The sequence below is a fragment of the Pseudomonas sp. ES1 genome (genome assembly GCF_050586605.1).
GTDB lineage: Bacteria > Pseudomonadota > Gammaproteobacteria > Pseudomonadales > Pseudomonadaceae > Aquipseudomonas > Aquipseudomonas sichuanensis.
Window position 1 is genome coordinate 23,573 of record NZ_JBOBDM010000019.1, and the last position, 26,021, is coordinate 49,593.

The window sequence follows — 26,021 nt, forward strand, 5'->3', positions numbered from 1 at the left end:
AGCCCCAATGCAAGTGACTGGCCGCAAAGGCCAGGCGGTCAGGTCAGGCTGGTGAAGTCCCCCTGGGCCAGTGCGACGCAGCGTTGCGCGAGCACATTCGTGGGGTCGACCAGGGCTACCCGGGCCGTGCCGATGGGAAAGTCATCGGCCATTGGCAGGATCAGCGGCAGCTCGGTACAGCCAAGGATCAAAACGGTCGCACCTTGCTCCACCAGCTGTGCTGCAGCCGTGAGCAGGTCGTCCTTGCACTGGCCAGTGGTGTGCCCCGCCTTGACGCCTTGCTTACCGTAGATAGCGCGCATGACCAGCACCTGCGCGGCCTCATCAGGCACCATCAGGTTCAAGCCGACCCGCTCTGCAGCCGCGTGGTAAACCCGGCTTTGCAGGGTGCCGGAGGTTGCCAGCAAGCCGACCTTGCAGGTGTCTCCATACGCCTGCCCAATGAACGCGATGGTTTGCGTCAGCATGTTGATGATCGGGATGTGCAGGTGCCCCTGGATGCGCTCGACATAGGCATGCGCGGTGTTGCAGGGAATGGCGATGGCCTTGGCGCCTTCGCATTCCAGGCGCTTGCAGGTCGCGTACATGGCCACTGTCGGATCCATCTCCTGGTGCAGCAGATTGGCCGTTCGGTCTGGAATCTGAGGGTTGTGCTCGACCACCATCCTGATGTGGTCCTGGTCCCTGCCAGCTGGCGTGTTCTTGACCACTTTGCCCATGAAGTCGACAGTCGCTGCCGGGCCGACCCCGCCAACAATGCCCAGTTTGAACGGCGCGGCGGTTCGCACTGATTCACTGGATGCGGCGTAGTCGGCATACACCTGGTTCACATCGATACAGCGGATGCCGCGTCGTTGCAGGTCGGCTGCCACCAGGGAAATCTCCGTCATGCCCGGCAGCAGCAGCTGTGCCCCTTGGCTGTTGAGGTCCAGGCAAGCCTGGTGAAGCCGCTCCAGCGCAACCCCGTCGAGGTGGCCGGCCTTGATGCCCGCAGGACCGTATACAGCCTCCATCAGCGCCGCCTGATTGGCAGGCGACGGATACACCAGCTTAAAGTCGGCGCCGAAGTGCCGCTCGAACAGACCGGCAGCGCGGACGTAGTCCGAGGCCAGCACACCGAGGCGGGCACCCGGTTCGGCCACCTGGGCCAGGTGCTGCTTCAGCGCAGCCATCAGGTCGACAATCGGGATGTCCAGTTCCGCTTTCAGCTCATCCATGAAGGTCTGGCTGGCGAAGCACGGAATCAGTACGGCATCCACCTCGCTGTCGGTATAACCCTGGCAGACCTGAAACACATACAGCTTGCGGGAGGTCATGCTGGCGTCGATGCACAGTGGCAGCGACAGGTCCTTGAAAGGATGTTGCTCGAACAGCAGGTGGTAGCGCCCCTGGTCCGCCAGCACCGGCTCACTCTTGAGCAACTTCAGGAACAAGTCCCCGCCCGCCAGCGAACCCAGGCCGCCGATGATGCCAAGCGTGCGGGTGGAGTGATTTTTTCTCGACGGTTTCATGTTCGGTTCATCCAGGCGGTAAGGGGAGTGGGCGGGGGGTGGATCAGGCGTTCTGTGGGCGGCTGCCGGTGCTGTGCGCTTGAGGGGTGTCGCCGTGCTTGCTCTCCAGGCTGGCAATCACTGCCGTGGCAATGCTGTTACCCACTACATTGGTGGCGGTGCGGCCCATGTCCAGAAACTGATCGATCGCCAGGATCAACAGCAGGCCCGCTTCCGGCAGATGGAACATGGGCAGGGTAGCCGCGACCACCACCACCGAAGCACGGGCAACGCCGGCCATGCCTTTGCTGGTGATCATCAGGGTCAGCAGGATCAGCAGTTGCTGGGTAAACGACAGGTCGACGTTGTAGGCCTGGGCGATGAACATGATCGCGAAGGCCTGATACATCATCGAACCGTCCAGGTTGAAGGAATACCCCAGGGGCAGGACGAAGCTGGATACGCGCTTGGGAGCACCGAATTTCTCCAGCGCATCGATGGTCTTGGGGTAGGCCGACTCACTGCTGGCGGTGGAAAACGCCAGTAACACCGGTTCACGGATCAGCTTGCCGAGCGTGAACACCGGGCGGCCGAGGAAGCCGTAGCCGACCGCGAACAGCACCACCCAGAGCAGCAGGATGCCGATGTAGAACTGGCCGATCAGCTTGCCGTAATCGAACAGCAGGCCGATGCCTTGGGTGGTCACCGCGGCGGCGAGGGCGGCAAACACACCGACGGGGGCAAACATCATCACGTAGTCGGTAATACGGAACATCACCTTGGCCAGGTCGTCGACCAGGTCGCCGATTTTCTCGTTGCCCTGTTTTTTCACGTAGGCCAGTGCCAGGCCGAAGAACAGCGAGAACACCACGATCTGCAGGATCTCGTTGTTGGCCATGGCTTCTGCAATGCTGCGCGGGAAGACATGGCTGATGAACGTCTTGAGGCTGAAATCACCGGCGTTGACGGTCAACGCGCTGCCCGCCTGGGCCTGCTGGATACTCAGGTTGAGGTCAGCCCCGGGCTGGAAGACATTGACCAGCAACATGCCCAGGGCCAGCGAGAATAGCGAGGCACTGACGAACCAGATCATCGAGCGCAGGCCAATGCGGCCTACCGAGCCGGAGTTGCCCAGGCTGCTGATGCCGGCCACCAGGGTGGCGAACACCAAGGGGGCGATGATCATCTTGATCATGCGCAGGAAGATGTCGGTGACCAGGCTGAAGTAGCCGGCAATCTCTTTTGCCGAATCAGGGCTGGGCGCAAATGTGTTGCAACCCCAACCGACGACGATGCCAAGCAGGATTGCCACGGCGATGTATTTGGGTAGTTTCTTGTTGTTCATCTCGACCTCATTGTTTTTGCGGCGCGTCGAAGCTCGTCCGGCGCTGTAGCTACAGCGCCGGGCCAGGTGTCGGGTCAGTCAGCGATTGGCGATCGGGCAGGCTTTGGCGGCGTCCAGCGGATACTGAAACCGACAATCCAAAGGGCTGCGAAGGGTGTTCATGGCTGCTTCGTTCCAGCCAACGCGCTCAGATTACGCCCAGTGCTTTGATGAGTTGATGAGGAAGCGCGATAGTTTGATGCGTTAATTTCATAGTTTTTGAAATGCGGCTAATGTCGTCTAAATAATCGCATCAGGCGGTTAAGATTGTTTATCTCCTGGCTTGGCTCCACCTCGCTATTTAACGCTGGCCTGGAGTGGCGCCATGAACAGTGCAAAGCTTTCAGGGACATGCCGTTGCCGATCGAGTCAGCGCCGAACATTTGCCCGAGCCTGCCATGCAAACCAAGTGGATAGATGACCTGCTAGCGGTCGCCGAAACCAAGAACTTCTCCCGTGCCGCCGAGATCCGCTGCATCACCCAGTCCGCGTTGTCACGGCGGATCAAATCGCTCGAGGAGTGGGTGGGCGTCGACCTCGTCGATCGCGGTACTTATCCTGTGCAATTGACCAAGGCTGGCCAGATCTTCTGCAGCGAAGGGCGCGAAGCCCTGTCGGCCTTCATGGACCTGCGCTCGTCCTTGCGCCGCGGCGAGCGCATGCCCGGGCGGTCGATCCAGGTGATCGCCGGCCATACCCTGTCGATGACCTTCGTGCCGAAATGGTTCGCCGGCTTTCAGCGCCGCTATGGCTATTTCAATGCCCGGGTGCTGGCGGCCAATGTGCAGGAAGCGGTGATTGCCCTGGCGGAAGGGGGCTGCGACCTGATGATCGGCTACAGCCACCCACGCGCGCCGATCGTGCTCGACCCGGACAAGTTCATCGGCTTGCGCCTGGGCCTTGATGCGTTCTTTCCGGTCTCGGCCCCCGACGCCGGAGGCCGGCCGTTGTTCGAACTGCCAGGGATCCCCGAGCAGCCCATTCCTTATCTTGCATACACCGCAACGTCGTTCCTCGGGCGGGTGGTCGATGTGATTATCCAGGCTGAACAACGCCAGCCCGAACTCAACCGTTTTTACGAAGCCGACATGGCTATGCACCTGTTGCGCATGGCGCGCGAAGGCTACGGCATCACCTGGGTCCCCGAATCGGCGGTGGAAGAGGAGATTGCCGCAGGCAAACTGGTGCGCGCAGGCGGGCCTGAATGGTCTGCGCAGCTGGAGATCTGGTCGTTTCGCTCCATCGGCAATACCAACCAGACAATGCTGGACCTGTGGAAGTCGCTGGAGAAGGACACGCGTTGAAGGCACGCGTATGGGGTGCTGTATGAAACAAATGCAGCCGGTCTGTATCTATCGATGAGTGCTGCGCAGCGGTAAGTTCGAGGCCCTCATTCACAGGAGTCGAACATGCAACTGACCGCCATCCCCTTTGGCACTACCGACTGGTCGCAGATCGAGCCTGTCGCGCACCCCGGCGAGGTGGGCGCCGCGTACTGGCGCACCTGCCAGTTCGGCAGCATCCGTGTGCGACAGGTGGAGTACAGCGCCGGCTACGTCGCCGACCATTGGTGCAGCAAGGGCCATATCCTGCTGTGCCTGGAGGGCCAGCTGGACACCGAACTGGACGATGGCCGGCGCTTCACGTTGAAGGCCGGCATGAGCTATCAGGTCGGCGACAATGCCGAGGCGCATCGCTCATCCACCTTGATCGGGGCCAAGTTGTTCATCGTGGATTGAAGGGGTGCTGCCAGTTGGTGCGCCAAAATCATTGACTCCGGAATGCCAGATTCAGGGAAACCTGGATTGCTGTGAACGGCTGCAACGGGTTGATGGCGTGATGTTGGGAACGGCAGATATCGACCCAAAGCAGCCCTTCGCGAAGGGTCGAGATTGGCTATAAACAACCCTCCAAATTTGTTCAGGAAATCAGAGGCGATTCACCAGGCGCGAAAAATATGATTCGAGCCTGAGCGTTTCTCCGCAACAAAAACCTCCGCTTGGGCCAATAGCTGGCGGTCGTGAAAGTCTTAAACAAGCCGAAAAGCGCGTGATTGGCTGGATCACAAAAACATCGAGACTGATCATCGCGCGACGATGCTTTTTGACCTTAAGAGTTATGCGGGGATCGGCTGATTGCTGCTTGGAACTACCGCACTCTGGCAGCAGGTTTTTTACGCCATAAGCGGCTCAATCCGCCTTGCGCTCAAGCACTGATTCAAAGCGCTTGGCACCGATCACATAGGCCCTAAGCAGCTTGCCATCGGCCGTGGGCTCTACGGTGATAGGGGTGTTGGTCTTGTGATAGGGGTGGCGGAACAGGTCCGGCTTTTTCGAGTAGGCAAAGCTTTGGTAGTGCAGCACATCACCTTCCCAGCGAACGTCGTTGAACAGGTACGACCAGTTTTCGCTGCTGGGCAAGCTCAGATACGGCGTGCCCTTAGTATCGAGGAGAATTTGCAGTTCTTCGTTTTTCTTTTTATTCAGCCAGGTGCCGACGTAGCGCTCCATGCCGGCATGCGCCGGGATCGCCGGGGCGGGAATGAAGTCAGCCGGCTGGTAGGCGGTGCGGCGCGCGGCTTCGGCTTTGGCTTTGGCGTTAGGGAAGGCATCGCACAACGGCTGAACCTGATCGACCTTTTCGTAGAGAAATTTCAGCTCCGAGCCCGAGACCGGCATGCCGAGGACCATCAGTTTGCCTGCGAACGCCACCACCCTGAGGTCGAACGCCCGTTCGGGCGATTTGATATGGATGGCTTTGCCATCGGCTGCCAGCGAATAGTCAGACACTTCAACCGCCGCATCGCCTTGTTCGACGCAGTTAAACGAGTGTAGCTGCACCTTGCCATCGGCCTGGTACTCGGCGACGTTGGCAATGCCGTTGGCTAACGGAAACATTGCCCAGATGCCGACAAGGTTGGTTTTTTCCAGGTGTGGCGAGCTTTGCTGGGTGGCGCAGCCGGCCAGTAAAGCAACGACCAGAGCGAGGGGTAGTAACGTCTTTGACACTGTTATCATCCATGGTTATTGGGCTCATACCTAGCGTTGCCGACAGGTGCGCCATGATAGCCAAGTGATACCTTGATCACCACCGATGTTCTGGAGAGCGCGTCATAGGACTGGAAGTACCCACTTTCCTGACCAAAACCCTGCCGAGGGTAAGCACCGAGATGAGCCTCCATGTGCTTGCCTACGCCCTCAAACGAATGATCAGCATCTTCGGCATAGCGGGGCTACTTGAGGTGATCAATGAAAAAGAAGGGCCAAGGCGCCCTTGGCGAGCGCCTGTTTTCGACCCAAAGCTGACGTTCATCGGGTCTGTCTCAGCCATGGCCCACGCAGCTTGAACCACGATAGAGGCACAGCGGGTAGCCGCTCGTCAGGACCGCCAGGCATCGACCCAGACTATCGAAAGCGCTTCGTTGCGTAGCCGCCGATGCAATCTAGACTGGCAAGGTCACGGAGCCGGAATGTTGAGCGTGTGCGTTTAACAACTGCCCACCGTAGTTCGCAAGTTCGCTTCCTTAGCAAATTTTTAACGCAAGGATGTCGACGATGCCTCATTCGATGAAATTGCTTTGCGCCGCTGTCTTGTTCATTCCCTTGGGCGCGCCAGTGCTTCACGCTGCCGAGCAGGCACCCACCCCTGCATCGCCAATCACCCAGCCAGCCACTGGAGTGCTAATGCACCCAGAGTACGCAAAGGCGATAGCGCGTATGGCTTATATCTGGGGATGGCCGATGGTGAACATGCTCAACCGCAACGACACCATCACCAGGGCACCGCATCCTGGCCTGCTGGGCGGCATCCTGCCAGTGGCGCCGCAAGGCCGGCTGGCCATGCTGCATGACTACATCACCCCGGCCGAAACCTTCGTCACCTGCCCGAACCAGGACGTGGTGTATGGGCTGGGCTTCTTCTCCCTTGATGACCAACCGGTGATTGCCCAGGTACCGGATTTCGGGGAGCGCTTCTGGGTCTATTCGATCTATGACCAACGCACCGACCAGGTGGGCGAACTGGGCAAGCCTTATGGCAGCAAACCGGGCTTCTACCTGTTGGTGGGGCCGAACTGGAAAGGCGAAAAACCCGAAGGGGTGGAAGCGATCATCCGCAGCCCCACGGCGTTGGCCAACGCCATTCCGCGCATCTTCCTGGATGACACTGCCGCAGATCGGGCCGCGATCCAGGAGAAACTCAATCAGGTTGCGTTCTACCCGCTGAAGGATTTCGACGGGAAGATGAAGAGCATCGACTGGAAGAACACCCCGGACATTCCCAACCCGAACGCCGCCAAAGCCAGCGGCGGGGAAACCAGATGGGTGATTCCCGAGAAGTTCTTCGAGCAACTGCCCAAAGTGCTGGACATGGTGCCGCCGCTGCCGGGTGAAGAGGCGCTCTACGGTCAGTTCCGCTTGCTGATGGAGAGTGCAGCCAAGGATCCGGCGCTCAAGAAGCTGCTGGTGCAGACCGCAGTGGAAAGCGAGAAGGACATCATCAAGCCGTTCTTCGAGTGGAAGCACAACGGGCGCCCGGCGGGCAACGGCTGGAACCGTTCCACCAACAACGCCCAGTTCGGCATCGACTACTTCAACCGTACCGGCACCGCCAAGTCGAACATGTTCGACAACCGCCCGAGCGAAACCCAATACTTTTATACCGACTTCGATAATGGCGGCGCCCCGCTCAATGGCGCGCACAGCTATGAAGTGAACTTTGCCGCCGGCCAGGAGCCGCCGGTGAACGGTTTCTGGTCGCTGACGCTATACAACGAAAAACACCTGTTCAGCAGCAACCAGCTCAACCGCTATTCCCTGGGCACCAAGAACAAGGACCTCAAACGCAACGCCGACGGCTCGCTCACGCTTTATATCGCCCCCACGTCACCCGGCAAGGGCAAGGAGAGCAACTGGCTGCCTTCACCGAAGGAGCCGGTCTCTTTGTACATCCGCGCTTACTGGGGCAAGGAACCGATCCTCGATGGCAGTTGGCAACCGCCGGTGATCAAGAAGATCAAGTAAGCCACTGAACCGATAAATAAGCCCGTCGGTGGCGACGTATCGGGCGTCGCCGCCTTGTTCTGGAGATTACTTTCATGGGTTCGATGCAACGCATGTTCGCACTTTCTGCACTGGCAGCTTCGCTGACGGCCCTGCCGATGGTGCAGGCGGCCGACCAGCCGCCGGCTTCGCCACTGATCAAGCAGATCAACAACGGCAATTGGCTTGATCCCAAGGAGGCCGAGAGCCTTCGTGATGAGCTCTATTACCAGCACGCGGTCTTCGCTTACATGACGATGCTGCCGGCGCTCAATACCATCGGCATGAAGGATGGCTCGGAGCAAGCATTCGGCGCCGGCTACAACGTGCTGCCGATCTGGAAGCAGCGCATGGACGCGCGAACCATGGTGCCCACGCCCAACGCTGACGTGATCTATTCCATGAGCTATCTGGATCTCAAGCAGACGGGGCCGTTGGTGGTGAAGGCGCCAGCGAATGTGATTGGCATGTTTACCGATTTTTTCCAGAGAACACTCACCGACGTGGGTGCAGTGGGGCCAGACCGTGCGCGTGGCGGTCTGTACCTGCTGCTGCCGCCGGACTACAACGGGCCGGTGCCTGGTGGCTACTTCGCGGTCAAGTCGCGAACCTACAACGTTTTCCTGTTCTTCCGCACGATCATGGCCAAAGGCGAAGGCAAACCGGACCCCGCACCAGCGGTCAAGAACGCCGAACTGACCCGCGTCTATCCGCTGTTCACGGTGGAAAAAGACGTGAAGCCCATGGCGTTCCCCGACGCCAGTGGCAAGGCGCTGAACATGATGTATCCGGTGGACAACAACTACTGGGCCAAGCTCAAGGCCTTCGTCGACTATGAGCCGGTCGAAGCCATTGATCCCGAACTGCGCGGCGTGCTGGCGTCCATCGGCATCATCAAGGGCGTGCCGTTCAAGCCTACGGACAAGCAGCAGGAGTTACTGAAGAAGGCGGTGGAAACCGCACCGAAAATGATCCTCGCCAACCGCCAACTGGGGCGCGAAGACAAACGCAATCTCTACTATCAGGACCGTCAGTACGAGAACACCTGGGCCGGCGGCACCAATGACTGGATGCAAGAAAGCTACCTAGACGTAAACCAACGCGCCAACTTCTTCCAGTTCGCCTATTCCTCGGCACCGGCGATGGTGATGCACACCACGGGGGCTGGCTCGAAGTACCCGTTCACAGGGCGTGACAAGGATGGCAAGTTCCTTGAGGGCGGGGGTACCTACAAGCTGCGCCTGCCGCCGAATCCACCTGCTGCGCTGTTCTGGGCGGTGACCGCCTACAACATCACTGACGGCACCATGCCCGAGACGAAACAGCTGTTGCCATCCACCAATGGTTACTACGACATCCCCAAGCAGCAGGATGGTTCTATCGAAATCTGGTCCGGCCCCGAGAAACCGGCCGATGTTGCCGATGCAGCATTCATCCAGACAATCCCAGGCCGCAACTTCCTGGTAGCACTGCGTTTGTACGGCAGCGAAGACGCTTTCTACGACCAGACCTGGAAACCGGATGACGTGGTGAAGGTCAAGTAACGCCTCTGGCCAGGCTGGCGGTTTGAGCTGTGCGCCAGCGAACCAATCCAATGACAGCAATAGGTCGATGGCAGTTGGTCGCGGACGACCGCTTTCGATCCATGGCGGTCACTTGGAACATTAGGTTTTGTACGAAAAGTGTGGTCATTCAACGTTGTGGGAGCGGCGGTGCGCCGATGCGACTTGCCCCGCGATCTGCCGCGACGCGGCAGCAAAGCCTGAGTTCGCGGCGTCTTTGACACTATTTGATATCGGGTACAGGAGCGCTTCGCGCTCCATCGCGGGGCAAGCCCGCTCCCACAAAACTTTTCGTACAGAGCCTAGTATCAAAGACTGCCGCGAAACCTGATCCAACAAGTTGTCTGCTGACCTCACCGGCCGCTATGGGGCACATCGTTTCCAGTCATGCAAACGCCCCTTGGCTTTTGCAGTTGTTGAACTGGATTGAAACCGATGGCCCCGATCCAACCGACGCGTACACGCATCAGAAGTTGTATTTGATACCCGTCATGATGTTGCGAGGCGCACCGTACATGCCGTGGTCGCCGGCATAGCTGAGGTATTCGCGGTCGAACAGGTTGTTCAGGTTGATGGATGCACTCAGGTGCTGGTTGAAGTCGTAGCGCGCCAAAAGGTTGGTAACGGCGTAGCTGCCCTGGGTGAAGGTGTGCAGGTCGGCACCGGTTTTGCTCTGCCAGTTCACGCCGCCGCCAAGGGTGACCTTGTCCAGAATCCCCGGCAGGCGATAGCTGGTGAAGGTCTTGAGGCTGTGGCGCGGCAAGGTGGTAACGATGCGCTGATCATCAGCGTCGGTGCTGACCGCGTAGGCATAACCAGCGGAGGCCTGCCAGCCTTCGGCAAGTTCGCCGTCCAGGGTGAATTCGACACCTTTGGTGGTGGTGCCTTGTTCGGATTTGTAGGTGTTGCCCCCCGGGGTGTCGATCCAGATCGCCAGGTTGTCCTGCTCGATCTTGAACAGCGCGACGCTGGAGTTCAGCTTGCCGTCGAAGTGGCTGCCCTTGATGCCGACTTCGAAGCCAGTGCCTTCCATCGGATCCAGCGGCTTGTTGTCGATGTCGCGAACCCAGGAGGATTGCGGGTTGAAGATTTTCGTATAGCTGGCATACAGCGACCATGTGTCGTTGACGTCGTACACCACGCCGGCATACGGAATGTAGACGCCGGTTTCCGACTCCTCCGTCTTGGTGTGCGCGGCGCCATAGGGTTTGTCTTCGATATCGCGATGCCAGTCGACCACGCGGCTTCCCAGCAGGATGCTCAAGTCATCGGTGGCGTGCAGGCGTGTGGCCAGGTAGGCGGCGTACTGGGTTTCGTCGGTGGTGGATTTGCCAGTGACATTGAACGGCGGTTTCAGCGAGTCGCCATTCCAGTTCAGCAGGTTGTCGATTGCGCCAGCGGGCGAGCCCGAATAGTCGTATTTCCAGCCGCCGTAACTGGGCACGTTTTCGTAGTAGTGGGACAAGGTCACGCCAGCGATCACTTCGTGTTCGCGGCCCAGCAGGCTGAACGGGCCGGTCAGGTAGGCATCGATGTTGTTCTGTCGCGGGATGCCAGAGAAACGCACCGGCAACTGGGTGGTGCCACTGCCGTCCGGGTTGAGGCCGCCGTTGACGTAGTTGAAGACCTCGTCGAACTTGTTCTCGGTGTGGGTAAGCTCGATCTTGCCGCTCCAGCCACTGGCGAACTGCTGTTCGATCGAGGTGAAAAAGCTGGTCTGTACATGGTCGTTGTAGGACCAGGACTGCGCCGAATTGAGCGAGCGCTCGAGCTTGGCGCGCGAGCCGTCGGTGAAGCGGGTGGGCAGGCCGGAGCGCATGGGCGAGTCGACGTCGGTGCGCTGGTAACTGAAGCCCATGGTCAGCAGGGTGTCTTGCGTCAGGTCGAATTCGGTGATGCCGTAGATCAGTTGCGAGTCCTGCTTGTAGCGGTCGATCCAGGACTGCTCGGTCTTGAAGTCGGCGACCAGCCGGCCGCGCACGTTGCCGGTTTCGGTCAGCGGGCCGGATACATCGAAACCTGTGCCATAGCGATCCCAGGTGCCGGCTTCGGCGGTGATGCTGGCCTGGGCCTCGGCAGTGGGGCGCTTGCGGATCAGGTTGATGGTCGCTGAAGGGCTGCCCAGGCCGCTGATCAGGCCGGTCGCCCCGCGGACCACTTCCACACGGTCATACATGGCCATGCTCTGGGTGTAGTTGTCCATGCGTTTGACGGTGGGCACGCCGTCGATTTCGAAGTTCTGAATCTCGAAGCCGCGCGAGAAATAGCCGTCGGATTCTGCGCCCTGGCCGTCGCGCAACACGATGATGCCGGGGGTAGCATCGAGGGTGTCGCTGAGGTTGGTCAGGCGTTGGTCATCCAGGCGCTGGCGCGTCATGACGGTCAGCGTTTGCGGTGTTTCCTGGGGGGTGAGGTTCAGGCGCGTCGAGCTGCTGGACGAGTAGGTGGTGTAGAGCCCGGTACCCTCGGTGGTCGAGCCCGGTGCCTTGCCGGAAATGGAAATACTCTGCAGCTCCAGGGCGCCTGAGGCCTGCGCCCGCTCGATGACGTATCGCCCATCCGGCTGGCGAACAGCAACCAGCTGGCTGCCTGCAAGCAGCGCCTGTAGGGCCTCGTCGACGGTGTAGTCACCGCGCAGCCCCTGGCTGCTTTGGCCGGCTATCAAGTCGTTGGGGAACGACAACAACAAGTGAGCTTGCTGGCCCAGGTGATTGAGTGCAGTACCCAAAGGTGCTGGAGGGATGTCGTAGTGCTGCACGTTGCTGTCGACGGCGGCCCACACGGGTGATGCCGCGCCGGCCATGACCGCTGCGGCGCAGCCGAGGGCGGTCAGGAGTGCGGTTGTGTGGGATGACGAAATGCTGCGGTGGTGCATGTGATGTCCCCGATGATCTTGATGTATGGCCTATGAGTCTCGCCAGAAATCAAAACGGCTCATCGCGGACGACAATTTTTCAAACGGTTGCCGGCAGGGGGCGCAAGTTGACCCACAGGCGAGTGAAACGCTGCACATCCAGTTTCAGTGTGTGGGCGACGGCATCGATGACTTGATCGCTGTCTGCCAGCGGGTAGGTGCCCCATACCCGCAGGTTGGCCAGGGCAGGGTCGCAGCCAAGATGGCCATGACGATACCGACCCAGTTCAGCGAGGAACGCCTGCAGCGGTTGGCCGTTGGCGACGATCATGCCTTCGGCCCAGGCCGGGGCGGAGGCTTGCAGTGCACGCTGATCGAGCATGCCGAGTGGCCCAAAACGTGCCACCTGTCCGGCTTGCAGGGCAGACCAGGTGCCCGCTTGTGTCGGGCTTGCTTGAAGCGAGCCCCGATAGACCGCCAATTGCGTTGAGCCATTGTCAAACTGGCGTACGGTGAAACGCGCCGAGGACGCCTGGGCCCGAATCTGAGCGGTATCGATGAACAGCGTCTGGTTCGAAGCCGTGTCGATCAGGACCTCGCCGCTGAGCAATCGAAGGCGCCAACCTTGATCTGCCTGGCGAGCATTCATCGCACTGCGGGTATTGAGTTCAACTGACAGCTCGGAGGTCAGTGCGACACGTCGCTGCTCACCGACACCCGTGGTGTAATCGGCGTTGAAGCGCGACACCATTTCGCTGTCCCGGGCCATCCATGCACCAGCGCTTGCGCTCAGCAGCAAGGCCAGGCCCTTGATTGCCCGTCTTCTGCTTAACCCTTCCTGAGCGGGAAGCAACAAGGCCCGTCGGGCAAGGCCGGGGTCGCCTCGGCTGCGTAATGAGTCGAGTTGCTCGCCCAGCGCCAAGGCTTTTTCCCAGGCCATCTCATGCAAGGGGTGTGCACTGCGCCATGCCATGAACGCGGCCTGTGCAGCTGAATCGAGATTGGCCTCCTGCCTATCGAGCCACCATTCCATGGCCTCCTCACACATTTTCGGTGTGAGCGATGGTTCTCGCGCAACGGCTTTTGTGCTGGCAGTCATCAGAGGGACTCCGTCACCAGCATGCATTTCGCACCTGCCTTGATGATGTGACGCTTGACCGTGGCGATCGAAATGCCCAACCGCTCGGCAATGTCGCCGTGGCTGAGCCCATCCAGTTGCGACCAGAGAAAGGCTTGCTTGACGGCGACATCCAGTTCGCAGAGCGCTTCGTCGAGTCGAACCAGGGTCTCGAAAATAATCAATTGGGTCGCCAGATCCGGCAGTACGCTCTGGTCTTCCATCTGCAGCGCATCCAGATAGGCTTTTTCCAGGCGTGCGCGACGGAAGTGGTTGGACAGGACACTGCGTGCCACCTTGGCCAGGAACGGCCGAGGCTGGCGGACTTCGAGCGTCTCGTTGCTGGCCAGCAGACGCATGAAGGTGTCTTGCATCATGTCTGCGGCGCGGTGCGGGCAACTCAGTTGCCGATACAGCCAGCTACGCAACCAGCGGTGTTGCTGTTCGTAGAGAGCAGTCAGCTGAGCGGTGTCGACGGATGCCATGAGTTGTCACAGGTTTGTGCAAATGAGACTTAGTATCATATGTGGCTGATTGTGTGCCGACAAGAACGAAGAAGGGCGCGGTGCATCTTGTTCATTCGGATGCAAACGACGGTCGCTCCGCGAACCATGCCACCGCCAGCTCCTTGAAGGCCTCGGCCGAAGGCGTCAATGGATAGCGCTGATCATGCGCCAGCACGATGCTATGGGTTGGCAGTTTCTCCTGAGTCGGCCGACAGACCAGCGCTTGACCATCATAACTACGGTCACCAAAGGGCCGGGTATAGATCAGCGCCACGCCAAAGCCATTGGCGACGAGGCTGCGCTGCAACTCGAAGGTGCGCACACGGTGCACAACGGCGGGGGAGAGGTCGTAAAAGCTGAACAGATCCAACACATGCTGCCAACTGTGAACCTGATCGGTGACTACCAGGGTGTATTCGGCTAGCGCTTTGAGACTGACGCGCGACTGCTTGGCCAACGGATGATCGGCCGACAGCAGCACCTGGGCGGTCAGCTGGCACAACTGCGTGCAATGAGTGTTCGGCGGTAAACCCAGGTCATAGGTGATGGCCAGTTCTATCGCGCCCTCACTGAGGCGCTTGCCAACATAGTCGAAGCTGCCATCGCGCATATCGACCGTGACCCTTGGGCAGGACTCCTGCATCCGTCGCACGATTTGTGGCAGGCAATAGGGCGCCAGATCTTCGAAACAGCCGACCACCAGTTCGCCGACACACTCGCCAGCATTGGCATTGATCTCGGCAAAGGTCTGAGCCTCTGCCAGCACGCGACGGGCCTGGACCATGACGGTACGACCGAATGGGGTCAGCGATATCCCGAGGCCACGTTGGCGTATGAAGATGGCTTGACCCAGCACCTCCTCCAGCTCGGTGATGGCCGCCGAGATGGAAGGTTGTGAAACATGAAGCTCCATGGCAGCAGTGGTGAGGTTGCCGTGCTTGGCCGCTGCGAGCGCGTAGCGAAGCTGCCTGAGTGTGAACTTCATAGGTTTTTCCTTGGTGATGCATCAGGACTTATTATTTTATCCTTTTTTTATGTTGTGAAATATTTCTCCTGCGCAGTGATCATCTTGTTTGGGAGCGTCACAATGACAATTACAAAGGCTCTGCTGACCACGACACTTTCTTTAGGGCTCCTGGCGTGCGCTGGCGCCAGCCAGGCGGCCGGCTGGTGCGAGTCCGGCAAGCCGGTGAAATTCGCCGGTTTGAACTGGGAAAGCGGGATGCTGCTCACTGAGGTGATGCAGTTCGTGCTGAAAAATGGCTATGGCTGTGACACCGACAGCCTGCCGGGTAATTCCATCTCCATGGAGAACGCCCTGAGCAGCAACGATATCCAGGTGTTCGCCGAGGAGTGGGTAGGGCGCAGCGAGGTCTGGAACAAGGCTGCGGCCGCCGGCAAGGTCGTCGGCGTCGGCTCGCCGGTGGTGGGCGCGGTCGAAGGCTGGTATGTGCCGCGTTATGTGATCGAAGGCGATGCCAAGCGCAAACTCGAAGCCAAGGCCCCGAACCTCAAGAGCATTGCCGATCTGGGGCAATACGCCCAGGTGTTCAAGGATCCGGAAGAACCGGACAAGGGGCGCTTCTACAACTGCCCGGCCGGCTGGACCTGCGAGCTGGACAACAGCCAAATGCTCAAGAGCTACGGCCTGGAAAACACCTACACCAACTTCCGCCCGGGCACCGGCCCGGCACTGGATGCCGCCGTGCTGTCGAGCTACAAGCGTGGCGAGCCGATCCTCTTCTACTACTGGTCGCCCACCCCGCTGATGGGCCAGGCCGACTTGGTCAAGCTGGACGAGAAGCCAGGCGTGGATAAATCCGTGACCATCAAGGTGGGCGTGTCGAAGACCTTCCACGAACAGGCGCCGGAACTGGTGGCTGTGCTGGAAAAGGTCAATCTGCCGATCGATCTGCTGAACCAGAACCTGGCGCGCATGACCAGAGATCGCATCGAGTCGGCGGAATTGGCCAAGTCGTTCCTCAAGGAGCACCCCGAAGTTTGGCACAGCTGGGTCAGCGAAGACGCAGCCAAAAAGGTAGATGCGGCACTCTGAGGGTGTGGGCCGGTCCGGCGCCTGCCGGGCTTGCCGCATAGCAGTCCGCTTCAAGCATTTGCTCGAGAGAAATCCATGTTCCCCAAGAACTTCACGTTTTCCATTGCCGACTGGGTCAATGGCTGGGTCGATGCGCTGGTCACCAACTACGGTGACCTGTTCCGGCACATTTCCGACACCCTGCTGTGGGCCATCGTCAACCTCGAAGGCCTGCTGCGCGCAACACCCTGGTGGCTGATGCTGGCCATCGTCGGCGCTATTGCCTGGCACGCCACCCGTAGAGTCTTACCCACGGCGGTGATCGTCGGCTTGCTGTTCCTGGTCGGTGCGGTCGGCCTCTGGGACAAGCTGATGCAGACCCTGGCGCTGATGCTGGTGGCAACGCTGATCTCGGTCCTGGTCGGCATTCCGCTGGGTATCCTGTCGGCGCGCAACGATCGCTTGCGGGCGGTGTTGATGCCGCTGCTCGACATCATGCAAACCATGCCCAGCTTCGTGTACCTGATCCCGGTATTGATGCTGTTCGGCCTGGGCAAGGTGCCGGCGATCTTTGCCACCGTCATCTATGCCGCCCCGCCGCTGATTCGCCTGACCGACCTGGGCATTCGCCAGGTGGACGGCGAGGTCACGGAGGCGATCAACGCGTTCGGTGCCAATCGCCTGCAACAACTGTTCGGCGTGCAGTTGCCACTGGCGTTGCCGAGCATCATGGCCGGTATCAACCAGACCACCATGATGGCCCTGTCGATGGTGGTCATCGCCTCGATGATCGGTGCCCGTGGCTTGGGTGAAGACGTCCTGGTCGGCATCCAGACCCTCAATGTGGGCCGCGGCCTCGAAGCGGGCCTGGCCATTGTGATCCTGGCGGTCGTGATCGACCGCATTACTCAGGCCTATGGCCGGCCACGGCATGGGGTGGGCAAATGAGCGCCAAGCAGACGATGAACAAGATCGAAGTCAAACAGGTCTTCAAGATCTTCGGTGCGCGTGCCGAAGATGCCCTGAAACTGATCCGCCAGAACAAGAGCAAAGAGCAGGTGCTGGCCGATACCGGCTGCGTGGTCGGGGTCAACGATCTGTCGTTGTCCATCGGCAGCGGTGAGATCTTCGTGATCATGGGGCTGTCGGGCTCGGGCAAGTCGACCCTGGTGCGTCACTTCAACCGCCTGATCGACCCCACCAGCGGCCAGATCCTGGTGGACGGCGAGGACATTCTGCAATACGACATGCAAGCCCTGCGCGAATTCCGCCGGCGCAAGATCAGCATGGTGTTCCAGAGCTTCGGCCTGTTGCCGCACCGCACCGTGCTGGACAACGTCGCCTACGGCCTGAAGGTCCGTGGCGAGAGCAAAGCCCTGTGCACAGAGCGCGCCCTGCACTGGATCAACACCGTGGGCCTCAAAGGTTACGAACGCTCGTACCCGCACCAGTTGTCGGGCGGCATGCGCCAGCGCGTGGGCCTGGCGCGTGCGTTGGCTGCCGACACCGACATCATCCTGATGGACGAAGCCTTCAGTGCGCTCGACCCGCTGATTCGCGCCGAAATGCAGGACCAGTTGCTGGAACTGCAAAAGACCCTGCACAAGACCATCGTCTTCATCACCCATGACCTGGACGAAGCGGTGCGCATCGGCAACCGAATTGCCATTCTCAAGGACGGCCGCCTGATCCAGGTCGGCACGCCGAAGGAAATCCTCTACCAGCCTGCGGACGAATACGTAGATCGTTTCGTGCAGCGTCGCGTAGCTTCGCTATAAGGAACCGCGTGTATGTCGTTTGCCAAAAAAATCATCATCGCCGAAGCGCCCGTTCGCTGGCAGGACGTGGTGGCTGTGGCCCGGCATGGAGCGCAGCTTGAGCTGGCCCCATCGGCCTGGGCGCGGATCGACAACGCCCAGGCGATTGTCCAGCGCATCGTTTCCAGCGGTGACCGCGCCTATGGCGTCAACACCGGGCTTGGCGCCTTGTGCAATGTCTCGTTGCAGGACGAACAGCTCAGCCAGCTGTCGCACAACACCTTGCTCAGCCATGCCTGTGGCGTGGGTAGCGCGCTGTCGGACGAACAGACCCGGGCGATCATGTGCGCGGCGATCATCAACTTCTGCCAGGGCCGTTCCGGCCTGCAGCGCAAGGTGGTCGAGGCGTTGCTGACCCTGCTCAACCAGCACATCACCCCGCAGGTGCCGAAACAGGGGTCGGTGGGGTACCTGACCCACATGGCCCATATCAGCATCAGCTTGCTGGGCGTCGGCCAGGTCAGCTATCGCGGGCAGATCGTGCCGGCGCAGCAGGCCTTGGCCGAGGTCGGCCTGGCGCCGGTCAAACTGGGGGCCAAGGATGGTCTGTGCCTGGTCAACGGTACCCCGTGCATGACCGGCCTGAGCTGCCTGTCTCTGGATGACGCCACGCGTTTGAGCCAATGGGCGGACGTTATCGGCGCCATGAGCTTCGAGGCCCTGCGCGGCCAACTCGATGCCTTCGACCCTGAAATCATCGCGCTCAAACCCCACCCCGGCATGCAGTGCGTGGGCCGCAATTTGCGGCGCCTGCTCGAGGGTAGCGAAATCATTGCCAGCAGCCATGGCATTCGCACCCAGGACGCCTTGAGCATTCGCTCGATCCCGCAGGTTCATGGCGCCGCGCGCGATCAGTTGGAACACGCCGCAAGGCAGATCGAAACCGAACTCAACTCCACCACCGACAACCCGATGTTGCTGGGTACGCCCGAGTCCTATCGGGTGGTTTCCCAGGCCAATCCCCACGGCCAGTCCGTGGCCATGGCGGCCGACTTGCTGGCCATCGCGGTGGCCGAAATCGGGGCGATTGCCGAGCGTCGTCTCGATCGCCTGATCAACCCGTTGGTCAGCGGCTTGCCGGCCTTCCTGGTCAGTCAACCGGGTGTGAACTCGGGCATGATGATTGTCCAGTACGTGGCCGCATCACTCTGTGCCGAAAACCGTCAGTTGGCCCAACCGGCCGTCATCGACAACTACGTCACCTCCGGCCTGCAGGAGGATCATCTGAGCATGGGCACCAATGCCGGGTTGAAGCTGCACCGCGCCCTGGAGAACTGTACGCAGATCCTTGCCATCGAATACCTGTTGGCGGCTCAGGCATTCGAGTTCCTCAAGGAGCAGCGCTTTGGCGCAGGTACCCAGGTTGCCTGGCGGTTGCTGCGCGAACGGGTCCCGGCCTATGCCCAGGACCGTTGGCTGGCCCCGGATATCGCCAGCAGTGCATCGATCCTGAAGGACCCCGGCCTGCTTGGCGCTGCCTTCCCCGAGCTGTTGTGACAGGTGCAGGTGCCGCCAAGGGCGGCTTTGGGTCGAGGGCAGTCACTACCCAGTAATGGCTTTGGCCATTTCCGACGTGCCAGCCCAACCGATCTGCTCATAGACCGGTTTGCCCGTCTCGGTGGCGTGCAGGACTGCGAAGCTGATGCCTCGGCGAGCGAACTCGGCTTCGGCAGCTTGCATCAAGGCCGAAGCCAGGCCGCGGCGGCGGTAAGCCGGCTGGACGTACACGTTCAACACGTAGCCACGCTTGTCCAGGGTTGGGTGGGATGGATGCGGCGGCCAATCGATGCTCATCAGGCCAATGGCTGCGACCGGTTGCTCGCCATCCAGGAGTTTGAACCCGTAATACCGACCGTCACCGAGTCGCTCTTCCAGCCATGGGCGAAAGTGCTGGGTCATGACCCGTAGTTGTTTAGGATCCCCGCCTGCCTCAAGAAACATGTCCTGGCGATGGGCGCAGATCATTTCTGCGTCAGAGGGGCCAACGGGCTGGCACACCAGACCGGAGAACGCTGTACATCCTTGTAGTTCGATCATCGTTTATCCAGCGTCAGTGGCATTGATTGATGAGGTGGCAGCCTATGGCACCTTCAGGCGTATGCGCAATGGCTTGGCAGGGAAGGTGAGAAACCAGGCAGCCAATGCCAACAGGTAAACCGCAATCATCAAGGCCGGGGGCTAACTGGGTTCGCCTGTGCGAGATAAGGCTTGGAGGACATCCATGGCTTTAGCGGCATCATCCTTGGCTACGAAAATGTGGTCATGGTAGAAGGCTGCGATCACGTTGCAACTGATGCCAGCCTTGCCGAGCGCGGTCGCGAATGCGGCCGTCAAACCTACCGCATCAAGAGCGGAGTGGATGGTGAGCGTGATCCAAGCTGCCACAAAACTGTACTCAAGGCCCAGTGCATCAGCGCGTTCGCGCTCAATGATTGCAGTGAGGCCTTCTTTTTCGCGGAATGTACCCAGCACATCGGTACCCTGGAGCGCGGTAGCGTGCGCCACTGTGCAGAACACAAAGTCGCCTTCATTGAGGACTGGGCTCATGCCGCGGAGCAGAGCTGAGATCGATTTTTCGCCTGACATAGGGTTACTCCCGTTTGAAAGACGGCAGTGTGCATTTCAGTGGGGCATTAGTTTAATCAATACTGCTCATTACCGATTAGTGTCGCTTATGCGATTCCCTGCCCAATTCACCTTACGCCAGCCAGGCTAGACCAGGTCTGAATGGCTCGAATGGCAGCTTTCGACCCAAAGCTGCCATTGCGATGGTGCTGCTCTTGCTCATTTTTCGAGGCTGGCGCGAACCTTGTGGGAGCGGGTTTACCCGCGAAGCAGGCGACGCGGAGGGTGGCACGGGCTTCGCCCGTGTTCGCGGCGGTTCGACGCCTCGATAAACCTGCTCCCACAGAGATCACCTCTGGCATGACTGTCAGCTTAGGGTCGGTAGTTGCTTTTCGTGAAATACGATTCCCTACGCAGGCAACCCTGCTCTGATTCTGGCCATCCCGCCATTGAAGTACAGGTCGCCCCGCATCTCGTCTCACTACCTCCGGCAGATGCCCGATCGCCCCCCAGGCCTGAGCCATTGGACGGCCACGTGCCTTTGTGCATGGTGCAGTGTCGCACGCCGTGCTGACGGTGTTCGCCCAGAGCATGATGGGAACCGTGCAACCTGCCTACCCTGCCACCATGCCCAGGGCGTAATCCTTGAAAGCCAACCACCCGATCCCATGGGAGCACTGTTCATGTCTATCGACTTCAGACCTGCTCAAGCCTCGGACGCGCATGATATTGCGCGCTTCTTTCAACTGACATCGGAGGGCATGGCCGATTACATATGGAGCAAGCTTGCCGCACCTGGAGAAGCGTTGCTGAGTGTCGGTGCGTCTCGCTATGCCAGGGAGCAGGGCGACTTCTCCTACAAGAACTGCCTTATGGCCACTTTCGAAGGGCGCGTCATCGGCATGATGCATAGCTATGCCTTGCGCGAGGCCCCTGACAGGCCTGTCGAGACAGACCCGGTCCTCGCGCCTTACGCCGACATGGAAATACCCGACACCTTGTACATATCCAGCCTGGCCCTGGATGAGGCCTGGCGCAGCCAGGGGCTGGGTGTCGAGTTTCTTCGCCACGCCCAGCAGCGCGCTGAGGACTCTGGCCTGGATGGGCTATGCCTGATCGATTATGCAGAAAACCACGGTGCACGCCGCTTCTACGAGCGTCACGGCTTTCAAATTGTAAAAGCCTGCCAGATCGTTCCGCATCCGATGCTGGCCGTGACCGGTGAAGCCTATTTGATGTATCGCCCTACCCACAACGTGCTCGAGAAAAGCCATGAACAATAAACTGACCGTGTTCCGCGAACTGGATATCCAACCGGTGCGCGACCTTCCTTTTTTTGAAGAGGTCTTGGAAGGCACCCCTCATACGCTGACGTCCAAGTACTATCACGATGAACAGCAGGGTCGCATTTCCGGAGAATGGCAAGCCAGCACCGGAGCGTGGCGCATCGACTACAAAGTTTGGGAGTTCTGCCATGTACTGAGTGGATGCTGCGTCATTGAGCTTGAGGGTTGCGCGCCCATCACACTGGCCGCTGGCGACACCTTCATTATCGAACCGGGCGCCAAGGGCAAATGGACCGTGCTGGAAGACATGAAAAAGAACTTTGTGATCCTCTTGCCCGCGAACTAGGCGCTGGGTCGCGTTTCATCGAGCGCAGCGCAAGGACAGTTTGCATGCTTGCCTGCTGGCGGCGCTCGGATGTTCTTCGGCAGGCCACAACTGAACTGGCTTAATGATTTTGGCTCCCTTCTAAATCAGCCGATCGGAGCAGCCTGGCTCCTCAAGTTGCTTGGCCACTTTCATTGCCAGTTCAACGAAGGCCCTCGCTGCGGCCGTTTGATAAACCCCTTTCCGTTGCATCAGAACAGCAGTGCGTTGCAAGCGCTGCTGGTCCAACTCGATAGCAACCAACTGCTCGTGAGCCAGGGCGATGTTGGCCGGCAACAAGGTCGCGAGCGTGGTCCTGCTGACCACCTCGATAAGCGCACTGATGGTATTGGCCTCCACTTGTACGTGAGGGCGAATGTCGTGCTGGCGGCAGTAGCTGTCGATCTGCTCACGCGTGGCGAATTCGGCGCTCAAGAGTATCAACGATTCTGAGTTCAACCTCTCCAGGCCAATACTGCCCGTGGTGGCGAGAGGATGATGCTTGCCCACCACCAGCGCGAGGGTTTCGACCAGTAGCGCCTGGGCCTCCAGGTCCAGATGATGGCCGTTGTCGAACGCAATGCCCACATCCACCTCGTCGGCCAACAACAGTTCTTCCAGCGCTTCTTGAGCGATCTCTCGCAGCACCAGCGTGATGTTCGGGTACCGGCTATGGAACGCCTCAACCAGCGGGCCAACGAGGTAGCTGGTGAATGTCGGTGTTACCCCCACCCGAAGTGATCCGCGGCTCAGATCGCCGAGGTCATCAATGGCTCGTTTTGCCTCCTGCAGTTCCTGCGCGGCTCGCTTGGCATAGCGCAGGTACACCTCGCCGGCATCAGTCAATCGCGTGGTCCGGCCGGAACGATCGAACAACGGGGTGCCGAGGCTCTCTTCCAGCTGCCGGACCTGCTGCGACAAGGCCGGTTGCGACACATGCAAGGCCGCTGCGGCGCGCGTGAAACTGAGGTGGTTTGCCACTGCGATGAAGTACTGGATGTGCCGGGCAAGCATGGGTGCACCTATAAGATTATCTGATCTACCTGATCATAAATCAGACTTTTACCTTATTGAAGGTGCTGCGTAACCTTTGCTTCAACACATCGCGTCACTCAAGGAGTCAGCCATGAAAGACATCATCGACGGGTTTCTGAAGTTCCAGAAAGACGCCTATCCCGAGCGCGTCAAACTGTTCAAGGATCTGGCCAGCCAGCAGAGCCCACGTGCCCTGTTCATCTCATGCTCCGACAGCCGCCTGGTGCCGGAGCTGGTCACCCAGCGCGAACCCGGGGACCTGTTCGTCATTCGCAATGCAGGCAACATCGTGCCGTCCTACGGGCCCGAGCCTGGAGGCGTATCGGCTTCGGTCGAATACGCCGTGGCGGCCTTGCAGGTTTCCGACATCGTCATCTGCGGCCACTCCGATTGCGGCGCCATGACGGCCATCGCCACCTGCAAATGCCTGGACCACATGCCCGCAGTGGCCGGTTGGCTGCGCTACGCCGATTCCGCCCGAGTGGTTAACGAAGCCCGCAGCCATTTCGGCCCGCAGGCCAAGGTCGAAGCCATGGTGCGCGAAAACGTGATCGCCCAGCTTGCCAACATCCAGACCCACCCCTCGGTGCGCCTGGCCCTGGAAGAGGGCCGCGTGACCTTGCATGGCTGGATCTACGACATCGAAAGCGGGCTGATCGAGGCCTTCGATGGCAGCACCGGCACATTCGTGTCCCTCGCCCACAACCCCGAAGTGCACGCCGTTTCCCATCAACCCAAGCGCGTTGCCTGAACATCTTTCAACCAAGGAGAAACACCATGATCCAATCGCAAATCAGCCAGAACGCCCGCCTTGCCCTGAGCGAAGTCATCCTTCTGGCCAAAGCCCGCAAAGACCTCTCGTTCTCGCAGATCACCGAAGGCACCGGTTTGTCCGAAGCCTTCGTCACCGCGGCACTGCTGGGCCAGCACCCATTGCCGGCGAGCGCCGCCCAGGTCGTGGGTGACAAGCTCGGCCTCGACGCGGACGGCATCGCACTGCTGCAGACCGTGCCACTGCGCGGCAGCATTCAAAATGGTATCCCGACCGACCCGACCATCTACCGCTTTTACGAGATGTTGCAGGTGTACGGCACCACCTTGAAGGCGCTGGTTCATGAAAAGTTCGGCGACGGCATCATCAGTGCCATCAATTTCAAGCTGGACATCAAGAAAGTCGAAGACCCCGAGGGCGGCTCGCGCGCAGTGATCACCCTGGATGGCAAATACCTGCCCACCAAACCGTTCTGATTTGGCTGCAACACATGGGCTGGGCCGCAACTTCGCGGCCCAGCCACAACCTGAAGGTGATCAAAATTGAAAGCGTTGTTCGCATTGATACTCGGCGCGCTGTGCAACGTGGCGATGGCTGCTGACGTTGAGCAACAGGTCGAGCAGACGCCGGTTGAACAGTACAGCTACTCCCAGCACCTCGATATTGCTCGCGTCATTTCCATGAGCGAGGTCCCCGATGTCTGTCAGGTCGTGCCCGCTCGCATGACGTACGAAGACTCCCAAGGCAATAAGCATGTGCTTGAGTACCGCGTGATGGGCAATGGTTGCTCGAATAACTGAGCCCGGCCTTCGCAGCGCTACAGCACTCTTCATGAGGACTGAAGTTGATGGACCTAATCTTTCGAAATGTACGCATTGACGACGCCCAGCCACGGGTAGATGTGGCTGTGCGAGCAGGCAAAATCGCCGAAATCGCGCCACACATCGCCACCACGGCAGGGCGCGAAATCCAAGGCGACGGCAATGTGCTTGTCGCTGGGTTTGTCGAAGGCCACCTGCACCTGGAAAAAGCCAACGTCATGCAGCGCAAGGCCAATCGTTCCGGCACCTTGAAGGAAGCGATCGCCGTCACCGCCGAACTGAAGCCCACACTGACCCGTGAGGATATCCGCGAACGTTCGATCCAGGTGCTGCGCGCATTGGTACAAGCCGGTACCACGCATGTGCGCGCCCATGCCGAGTTCGACCCCGCTCAAGGCTTCACCGGGCTTGAAGTGGTGCTGGAGTTGCGCGAGGAGTTTCGCGAGGTGATCGACATCCAGGTCGTGGCCTTTCCGCAAGAAGGCATTCTCAAGCTGCCTGGCATGCAGGCCATGATGGTCCAGGCAATGGAGATGGGGGCCGATGTGGTGGGCGGCATACCCTACAACGATGTGTCGCCGCAGGAGCACATTGATTTCGTCTTTGACCTGGCCAAGCGCTACGACAAAGACATCGACCTGCACCAGGACTTCGCCGATGACGCCGAGCACATGACCATCGAGTACGTGGCACGTCGAACCATTGCCGAAGGCTACCAAGGGCGGGTCTGCGTTGGGCACCTGACCAGCCTGGCCGCCGTCTCGCCAGCGCGGCAGGCACAGGTCATCGCGTTGCTACGTGAGGCCGACATCAGCGTGATGTGCCTGCCCGCCACCGACCTGCACCTGGGGGCTCGGGGTGACAGTCACAATGTAAGACGCACCCTGACACCTGTGCGTGCGCTGCGCGACGGCGGTGTCACGGTTTGCCTGGCCACCAACAACATTCGAAACGCATTCACACCCTATGGCACTGGCGACCTGTTGCACATTGCACAACTGGCCATTCCTGCGTGCCACTTGGGCGGCGCGGATGATCAGGCCACCGTGTTGTCGATGCTCACGACAAACCCTGCCAAAGCCTTGGGGTTGAAACACCACGGTTTGGCGGTGGGCAATGATGCCGACCTGGTGCTGGTCGATTGCCGTGCTGTGGCCGATGTCATTCTCGACCTGCCGACACGGCTGATGGTGCTCAAGCGCGGCAAGGTGGTGGCAACGGCTGAGCATCGTAGATCAGTCGCGTTTTGAGGCCATCTTGAAGATTTCGTAATCAAGCAAGTCCATTTACGGGAAGGTCGCTCGTGGGAAGGCTACTCGAACCAACCCTTCGACTTCGGCCCTGTTCACTAGGCCACGCGAATGGCCTTGCCAG

Annotated in this window: 25 protein-coding genes and 1 pseudogene; 15 read left to right on the plus strand and 11 right to left on the minus strand. The window is 59.9% G+C overall.

Features of this window, described 5'->3' with window-relative positions; translation table 11 throughout:
* Positions 1 to 38: 38 nt before the first annotated feature.
* Positions 39 to 1,511, minus strand: a complete 1,473-nt coding sequence (locus ACQ4N9_RS10280) for an aspartate/glutamate racemase family protein (protein ID WP_390967863.1) — start codon at positions 1,509 to 1,511, stop codon at positions 39 to 41.
* 43 nt (positions 1,512 to 1,554) lie between these two features.
* The gene (locus ACQ4N9_RS10285; RefSeq protein ID WP_390967864.1) at positions 1,555 to 2,835 is read right to left on the minus strand and encodes a dicarboxylate/amino acid:cation symporter; all 1,281 of its coding nucleotides are present in this window, start codon (positions 2,833 to 2,835) and stop codon (positions 1,555 to 1,557) included.
* Positions 2,836 to 3,272: 437 nt separating this feature from the next.
* On the opposite strand from ACQ4N9_RS10285, the gene ACQ4N9_RS10290 reads away from it, so the two are divergent.
* Positions 3,273 to 4,178 carry a LysR substrate-binding domain-containing protein gene (locus ACQ4N9_RS10290; RefSeq protein WP_390967865.1) on the plus strand — a complete coding sequence of 302 codons (906 nt, stop codon included), beginning with the start codon at positions 3,273 to 3,275 and terminating at the stop codon, positions 4,176 to 4,178.
* A gap of 105 nt (positions 4,179 to 4,283) precedes the next feature.
* Positions 4,284 to 4,613, plus strand: coding sequence for a DHCW motif cupin fold protein (locus tag ACQ4N9_RS10295; RefSeq protein WP_390967866.1), 330 nt, complete (start codon positions 4,284 to 4,286; stop codon positions 4,611 to 4,613).
* A gap of 450 nt (positions 4,614 to 5,063) precedes the next feature.
* On the opposite strand, the gene ACQ4N9_RS10300 is transcribed toward ACQ4N9_RS10295, so the two are convergent.
* A complete protein-coding gene (locus tag ACQ4N9_RS10300; RefSeq protein ID WP_390967867.1) occupies positions 5,064 to 5,882 on the minus strand; it encodes a hypothetical protein in 819 nt (272 codons plus the stop codon).
* 125 nt (positions 5,883 to 6,007) lie between these two features.
* Here ACQ4N9_RS10300 and ACQ4N9_RS10305 point away from each other — a divergent pair.
* The 3 genes and pseudogenes from ACQ4N9_RS10305 to ACQ4N9_RS10315 all read left to right on the plus strand — a co-directional run.
* Positions 6,008 to 6,112, plus strand: a pseudogene (locus ACQ4N9_RS10305) (hypothetical protein); the annotation flags it as partial.
* Positions 6,113 to 6,590: 478 nt separating this feature from the next.
* Positions 6,591 to 7,895, plus strand: coding sequence for a DUF1254 domain-containing protein (locus tag ACQ4N9_RS10310; protein ID WP_390967868.1), 1,305 nt, complete (start codon positions 6,591 to 6,593; stop codon positions 7,893 to 7,895).
* Between the two features lie 74 nt (positions 7,896 to 7,969).
* Positions 7,970 to 9,457 carry a DUF1254 domain-containing protein gene (locus ACQ4N9_RS10315; protein ID WP_390967869.1) on the plus strand — a complete coding sequence of 496 codons (1,488 nt, stop codon included), beginning with the start codon at positions 7,970 to 7,972 and terminating at the stop codon, positions 9,455 to 9,457.
* A 484-nt stretch (positions 9,458 to 9,941) separates the two neighbouring features.
* Here ACQ4N9_RS10315 and ACQ4N9_RS10320 read toward each other — a convergent pair whose 3' ends face one another.
* From ACQ4N9_RS10320 to ACQ4N9_RS10335, 4 genes are all read right to left on the minus strand, one after another.
* Positions 9,942 to 12,350, minus strand: coding sequence for a TonB-dependent siderophore receptor (locus tag ACQ4N9_RS10320; RefSeq protein WP_390967870.1), 2,409 nt, complete (start codon positions 12,348 to 12,350; stop codon positions 9,942 to 9,944).
* A 79-nt stretch (positions 12,351 to 12,429) separates the two neighbouring features.
* A complete protein-coding gene (locus ACQ4N9_RS10325) occupies positions 12,430 to 13,428 on the minus strand; it encodes a FecR domain-containing protein (protein WP_390967871.1) in 999 nt (332 codons plus the stop codon).
* Entirely contained in the window at positions 13,428 to 13,931 is a 504-nt protein-coding gene (locus tag ACQ4N9_RS10330; protein WP_390967872.1) for a sigma-70 family RNA polymerase sigma factor, read from the minus strand. The genes ACQ4N9_RS10325 and ACQ4N9_RS10330 overlap by 1 nt, the downstream gene beginning before the upstream one ends.
* A 91-nt stretch (positions 13,932 to 14,022) precedes the next feature.
* Complete coding sequence (locus ACQ4N9_RS10335; protein WP_232884588.1) at positions 14,023 to 14,937, minus strand: LysR family transcriptional regulator; 915 nt, start codon at positions 14,935 to 14,937, stop codon at positions 14,023 to 14,025.
* A 102-nt stretch (positions 14,938 to 15,039) separates the two neighbouring features.
* Here ACQ4N9_RS10335 and ACQ4N9_RS10340 point away from each other — a divergent pair, with 102 nt between their 5' ends.
* From ACQ4N9_RS10340 to hutH, 4 genes are all read left to right on the plus strand, one after another.
* Entirely contained in the window at positions 15,040 to 16,008 is a 969-nt protein-coding gene (locus ACQ4N9_RS10340; protein WP_258646096.1) for an ABC transporter substrate-binding protein, read from the plus strand.
* A 75-nt stretch (positions 16,009 to 16,083) separates the two neighbouring features.
* The gene (locus ACQ4N9_RS10345; RefSeq protein WP_390967873.1) at positions 16,084 to 16,935 is read left to right on the plus strand and encodes an ABC transporter permease; all 852 of its coding nucleotides are present in this window, start codon (positions 16,084 to 16,086) and stop codon (positions 16,933 to 16,935) included.
* Positions 16,932 to 17,765, plus strand: a complete 834-nt coding sequence (locus tag ACQ4N9_RS10350) for a quaternary amine ABC transporter ATP-binding protein (protein ID WP_125858216.1) — start codon at positions 16,932 to 16,934, stop codon at positions 17,763 to 17,765. The genes ACQ4N9_RS10345 and ACQ4N9_RS10350 overlap by 4 nt, the downstream gene beginning before the upstream one ends.
* A gap of 12 nt (positions 17,766 to 17,777) precedes the next feature.
* Positions 17,778 to 19,301 carry a histidine ammonia-lyase gene (gene hutH, locus ACQ4N9_RS10355; protein WP_390967874.1) on the plus strand — a complete coding sequence of 508 codons (1,524 nt, stop codon included), beginning with the start codon at positions 17,778 to 17,780 and terminating at the stop codon, positions 19,299 to 19,301.
* A 45-nt stretch (positions 19,302 to 19,346) separates the two neighbouring features.
* Here the strand turns inward: hutH and ACQ4N9_RS10360 are convergent, their stop codons facing one another.
* Together ACQ4N9_RS10360 and ACQ4N9_RS10365 are read right to left on the minus strand one after the other, a co-directional pair.
* Positions 19,347 to 19,841, minus strand: a complete 495-nt coding sequence (locus tag ACQ4N9_RS10360; RefSeq protein ID WP_390967875.1) for a GNAT family N-acetyltransferase — start codon at positions 19,839 to 19,841, stop codon at positions 19,347 to 19,349.
* 141 nt (positions 19,842 to 19,982) lie between these two features.
* Positions 19,983 to 20,390, minus strand: coding sequence for an ACT domain-containing protein (locus ACQ4N9_RS10365; RefSeq protein WP_390967876.1), 408 nt, complete (start codon positions 20,388 to 20,390; stop codon positions 19,983 to 19,985).
* Positions 20,391 to 21,052: 662 nt separating this feature from the next.
* Between ACQ4N9_RS10365 and ACQ4N9_RS10370 the strand changes: the two genes are divergently transcribed.
* The gene (locus ACQ4N9_RS10370; protein ID WP_390967877.1) at positions 21,053 to 21,652 is read left to right on the plus strand and encodes a GNAT family N-acetyltransferase; all 600 of its coding nucleotides are present in this window, start codon (positions 21,053 to 21,055) and stop codon (positions 21,650 to 21,652) included.
* A complete protein-coding gene (locus ACQ4N9_RS10375; protein ID WP_125463599.1) occupies positions 21,642 to 22,001 on the plus strand; it encodes a cupin domain-containing protein in 360 nt (119 codons plus the stop codon). The genes ACQ4N9_RS10370 and ACQ4N9_RS10375 overlap by 11 nt, the downstream gene beginning before the upstream one ends.
* Positions 22,002 to 22,121: 120 nt before the next feature.
* Here ACQ4N9_RS10375 and cynR read toward each other — a convergent pair whose 3' ends face one another.
* Complete coding sequence (gene cynR, locus ACQ4N9_RS10380; protein WP_390967878.1) at positions 22,122 to 23,033, minus strand: transcriptional regulator CynR; 912 nt, start codon at positions 23,031 to 23,033, stop codon at positions 22,122 to 22,124.
* A gap of 112 nt (positions 23,034 to 23,145) precedes the next feature.
* Between cynR and ACQ4N9_RS10385 the strand changes: the two genes are divergently transcribed.
* The 3 genes from ACQ4N9_RS10385 (at position 23,146) to ACQ4N9_RS10395 (ending at position 24,626) form a co-directional block, all read left to right on the plus strand.
* Complete coding sequence (locus tag ACQ4N9_RS10385) at positions 23,146 to 23,805, plus strand: carbonic anhydrase (RefSeq protein WP_390967879.1); 660 nt, start codon at positions 23,146 to 23,148, stop codon at positions 23,803 to 23,805.
* Between the two features lie 26 nt (positions 23,806 to 23,831).
* A complete protein-coding gene (gene cynS, locus ACQ4N9_RS10390) occupies positions 23,832 to 24,302 on the plus strand; it encodes a cyanase (RefSeq protein ID WP_110993677.1) in 471 nt (156 codons plus the stop codon).
* A 66-nt stretch (positions 24,303 to 24,368) separates the two neighbouring features.
* Positions 24,369 to 24,626, plus strand: coding sequence for a DUF2790 domain-containing protein (locus tag ACQ4N9_RS10395; protein ID WP_390967880.1), 258 nt, complete (start codon positions 24,369 to 24,371; stop codon positions 24,624 to 24,626).
* A 53-nt stretch (positions 24,627 to 24,679) separates the two neighbouring features.
* Here ACQ4N9_RS10395 and ACQ4N9_RS10400 read toward each other — a convergent pair whose 3' ends face one another.
* Positions 24,680 to 24,841, minus strand: a complete 162-nt coding sequence (locus ACQ4N9_RS10400; protein ID WP_390967881.1) for a hypothetical protein — start codon at positions 24,839 to 24,841, stop codon at positions 24,680 to 24,682.
* A gap of 24 nt (positions 24,842 to 24,865) precedes the next feature.
* On the opposite strand from ACQ4N9_RS10400, the gene ACQ4N9_RS10405 reads away from it, so the two are divergent.
* Positions 24,866 to 25,897 (plus strand): amidohydrolase family protein, encoded by a 1,032-nt coding sequence (locus tag ACQ4N9_RS10405; RefSeq protein ID WP_390967882.1) that lies wholly within the window; start codon positions 24,866 to 24,868, stop codon positions 25,895 to 25,897.
* The last annotated feature ends 124 nt before the right edge of the window (positions 25,898 to 26,021 follow it).

What these genes read in the sequence shown, in the direction of transcription:
- ACQ4N9_RS10280 (WP_390967863.1), bottom strand. Translation starts at nt 1,511, where the DNA reads ATGAAACCGTCGAGAAAAAATCACTCCACCCGCACGCTTGGCATCATC.
- ACQ4N9_RS10285 (WP_390967864.1), bottom strand. Translation starts at nt 2,835, where the DNA reads ATGAACAACAAGAAACTACCCAAATACATCGCCGTGGCAATCCTGCTT.
- ACQ4N9_RS10290 (WP_390967865.1), top strand. Translation starts at nt 3,273, where the DNA reads ATGCAAACCAAGTGGATAGATGACCTGCTAGCGGTCGCCGAAACCAAG.
- ACQ4N9_RS10295 (WP_390967866.1), top strand. Translation starts at nt 4,284, where the DNA reads ATGCAACTGACCGCCATCCCCTTTGGCACTACCGACTGGTCGCAGATC.
- ACQ4N9_RS10310 (WP_390967868.1), top strand. Translation starts at nt 6,591, where the DNA reads ATGGCTTATATCTGGGGATGGCCGATGGTGAACATGCTCAACCGCAAC.
- ACQ4N9_RS10315 (WP_390967869.1), top strand. Translation starts at nt 7,970, where the DNA reads ATGGGTTCGATGCAACGCATGTTCGCACTTTCTGCACTGGCAGCTTCG.
- ACQ4N9_RS10320 (WP_390967870.1), bottom strand. Translation starts at nt 12,350, where the DNA reads ATGCACCACCGCAGCATTTCGTCATCCCACACAACCGCACTCCTGACC.
- ACQ4N9_RS10325 (WP_390967871.1), bottom strand. Translation starts at nt 13,428, where the DNA reads ATGACTGCCAGCACAAAAGCCGTTGCGCGAGAACCATCGCTCACACCG.
- ACQ4N9_RS10330 (WP_390967872.1), bottom strand. Translation starts at nt 13,931, where the DNA reads ATGGCATCCGTCGACACCGCTCAGCTGACTGCTCTCTACGAACAGCAA.
- ACQ4N9_RS10335 (WP_232884588.1), bottom strand. Translation starts at nt 14,937, where the DNA reads ATGAAGTTCACACTCAGGCAGCTTCGCTACGCGCTCGCAGCGGCCAAG.
- ACQ4N9_RS10340 (WP_258646096.1), top strand. Translation starts at nt 15,040, where the DNA reads ATGACAATTACAAAGGCTCTGCTGACCACGACACTTTCTTTAGGGCTC.
- ACQ4N9_RS10345 (WP_390967873.1), top strand. Translation starts at nt 16,084, where the DNA reads ATGTTCCCCAAGAACTTCACGTTTTCCATTGCCGACTGGGTCAATGGC.
- ACQ4N9_RS10350 (WP_125858216.1), top strand. Translation starts at nt 16,932, where the DNA reads ATGAGCGCCAAGCAGACGATGAACAAGATCGAAGTCAAACAGGTCTTC.
- hutH (WP_390967874.1), top strand. Translation starts at nt 17,778, where the DNA reads ATGTCGTTTGCCAAAAAAATCATCATCGCCGAAGCGCCCGTTCGCTGG.
- ACQ4N9_RS10360 (WP_390967875.1), bottom strand. Translation starts at nt 19,841, where the DNA reads ATGATCGAACTACAAGGATGTACAGCGTTCTCCGGTCTGGTGTGCCAG.
- ACQ4N9_RS10365 (WP_390967876.1), bottom strand. Translation starts at nt 20,390, where the DNA reads ATGTCAGGCGAAAAATCGATCTCAGCTCTGCTCCGCGGCATGAGCCCA.
- ACQ4N9_RS10370 (WP_390967877.1), top strand. Translation starts at nt 21,053, where the DNA reads ATGTCTATCGACTTCAGACCTGCTCAAGCCTCGGACGCGCATGATATT.
- ACQ4N9_RS10375 (WP_125463599.1), top strand. Translation starts at nt 21,642, where the DNA reads ATGAACAATAAACTGACCGTGTTCCGCGAACTGGATATCCAACCGGTG.
- cynR (WP_390967878.1), bottom strand. Translation starts at nt 23,033, where the DNA reads ATGCTTGCCCGGCACATCCAGTACTTCATCGCAGTGGCAAACCACCTC.
- ACQ4N9_RS10385 (WP_390967879.1), top strand. Translation starts at nt 23,146, where the DNA reads ATGAAAGACATCATCGACGGGTTTCTGAAGTTCCAGAAAGACGCCTAT.
- cynS (WP_110993677.1), top strand. Translation starts at nt 23,832, where the DNA reads ATGATCCAATCGCAAATCAGCCAGAACGCCCGCCTTGCCCTGAGCGAA.
- ACQ4N9_RS10405 (WP_390967882.1), top strand. Translation starts at nt 24,866, where the DNA reads ATGCAGCGCAAGGCCAATCGTTCCGGCACCTTGAAGGAAGCGATCGCC.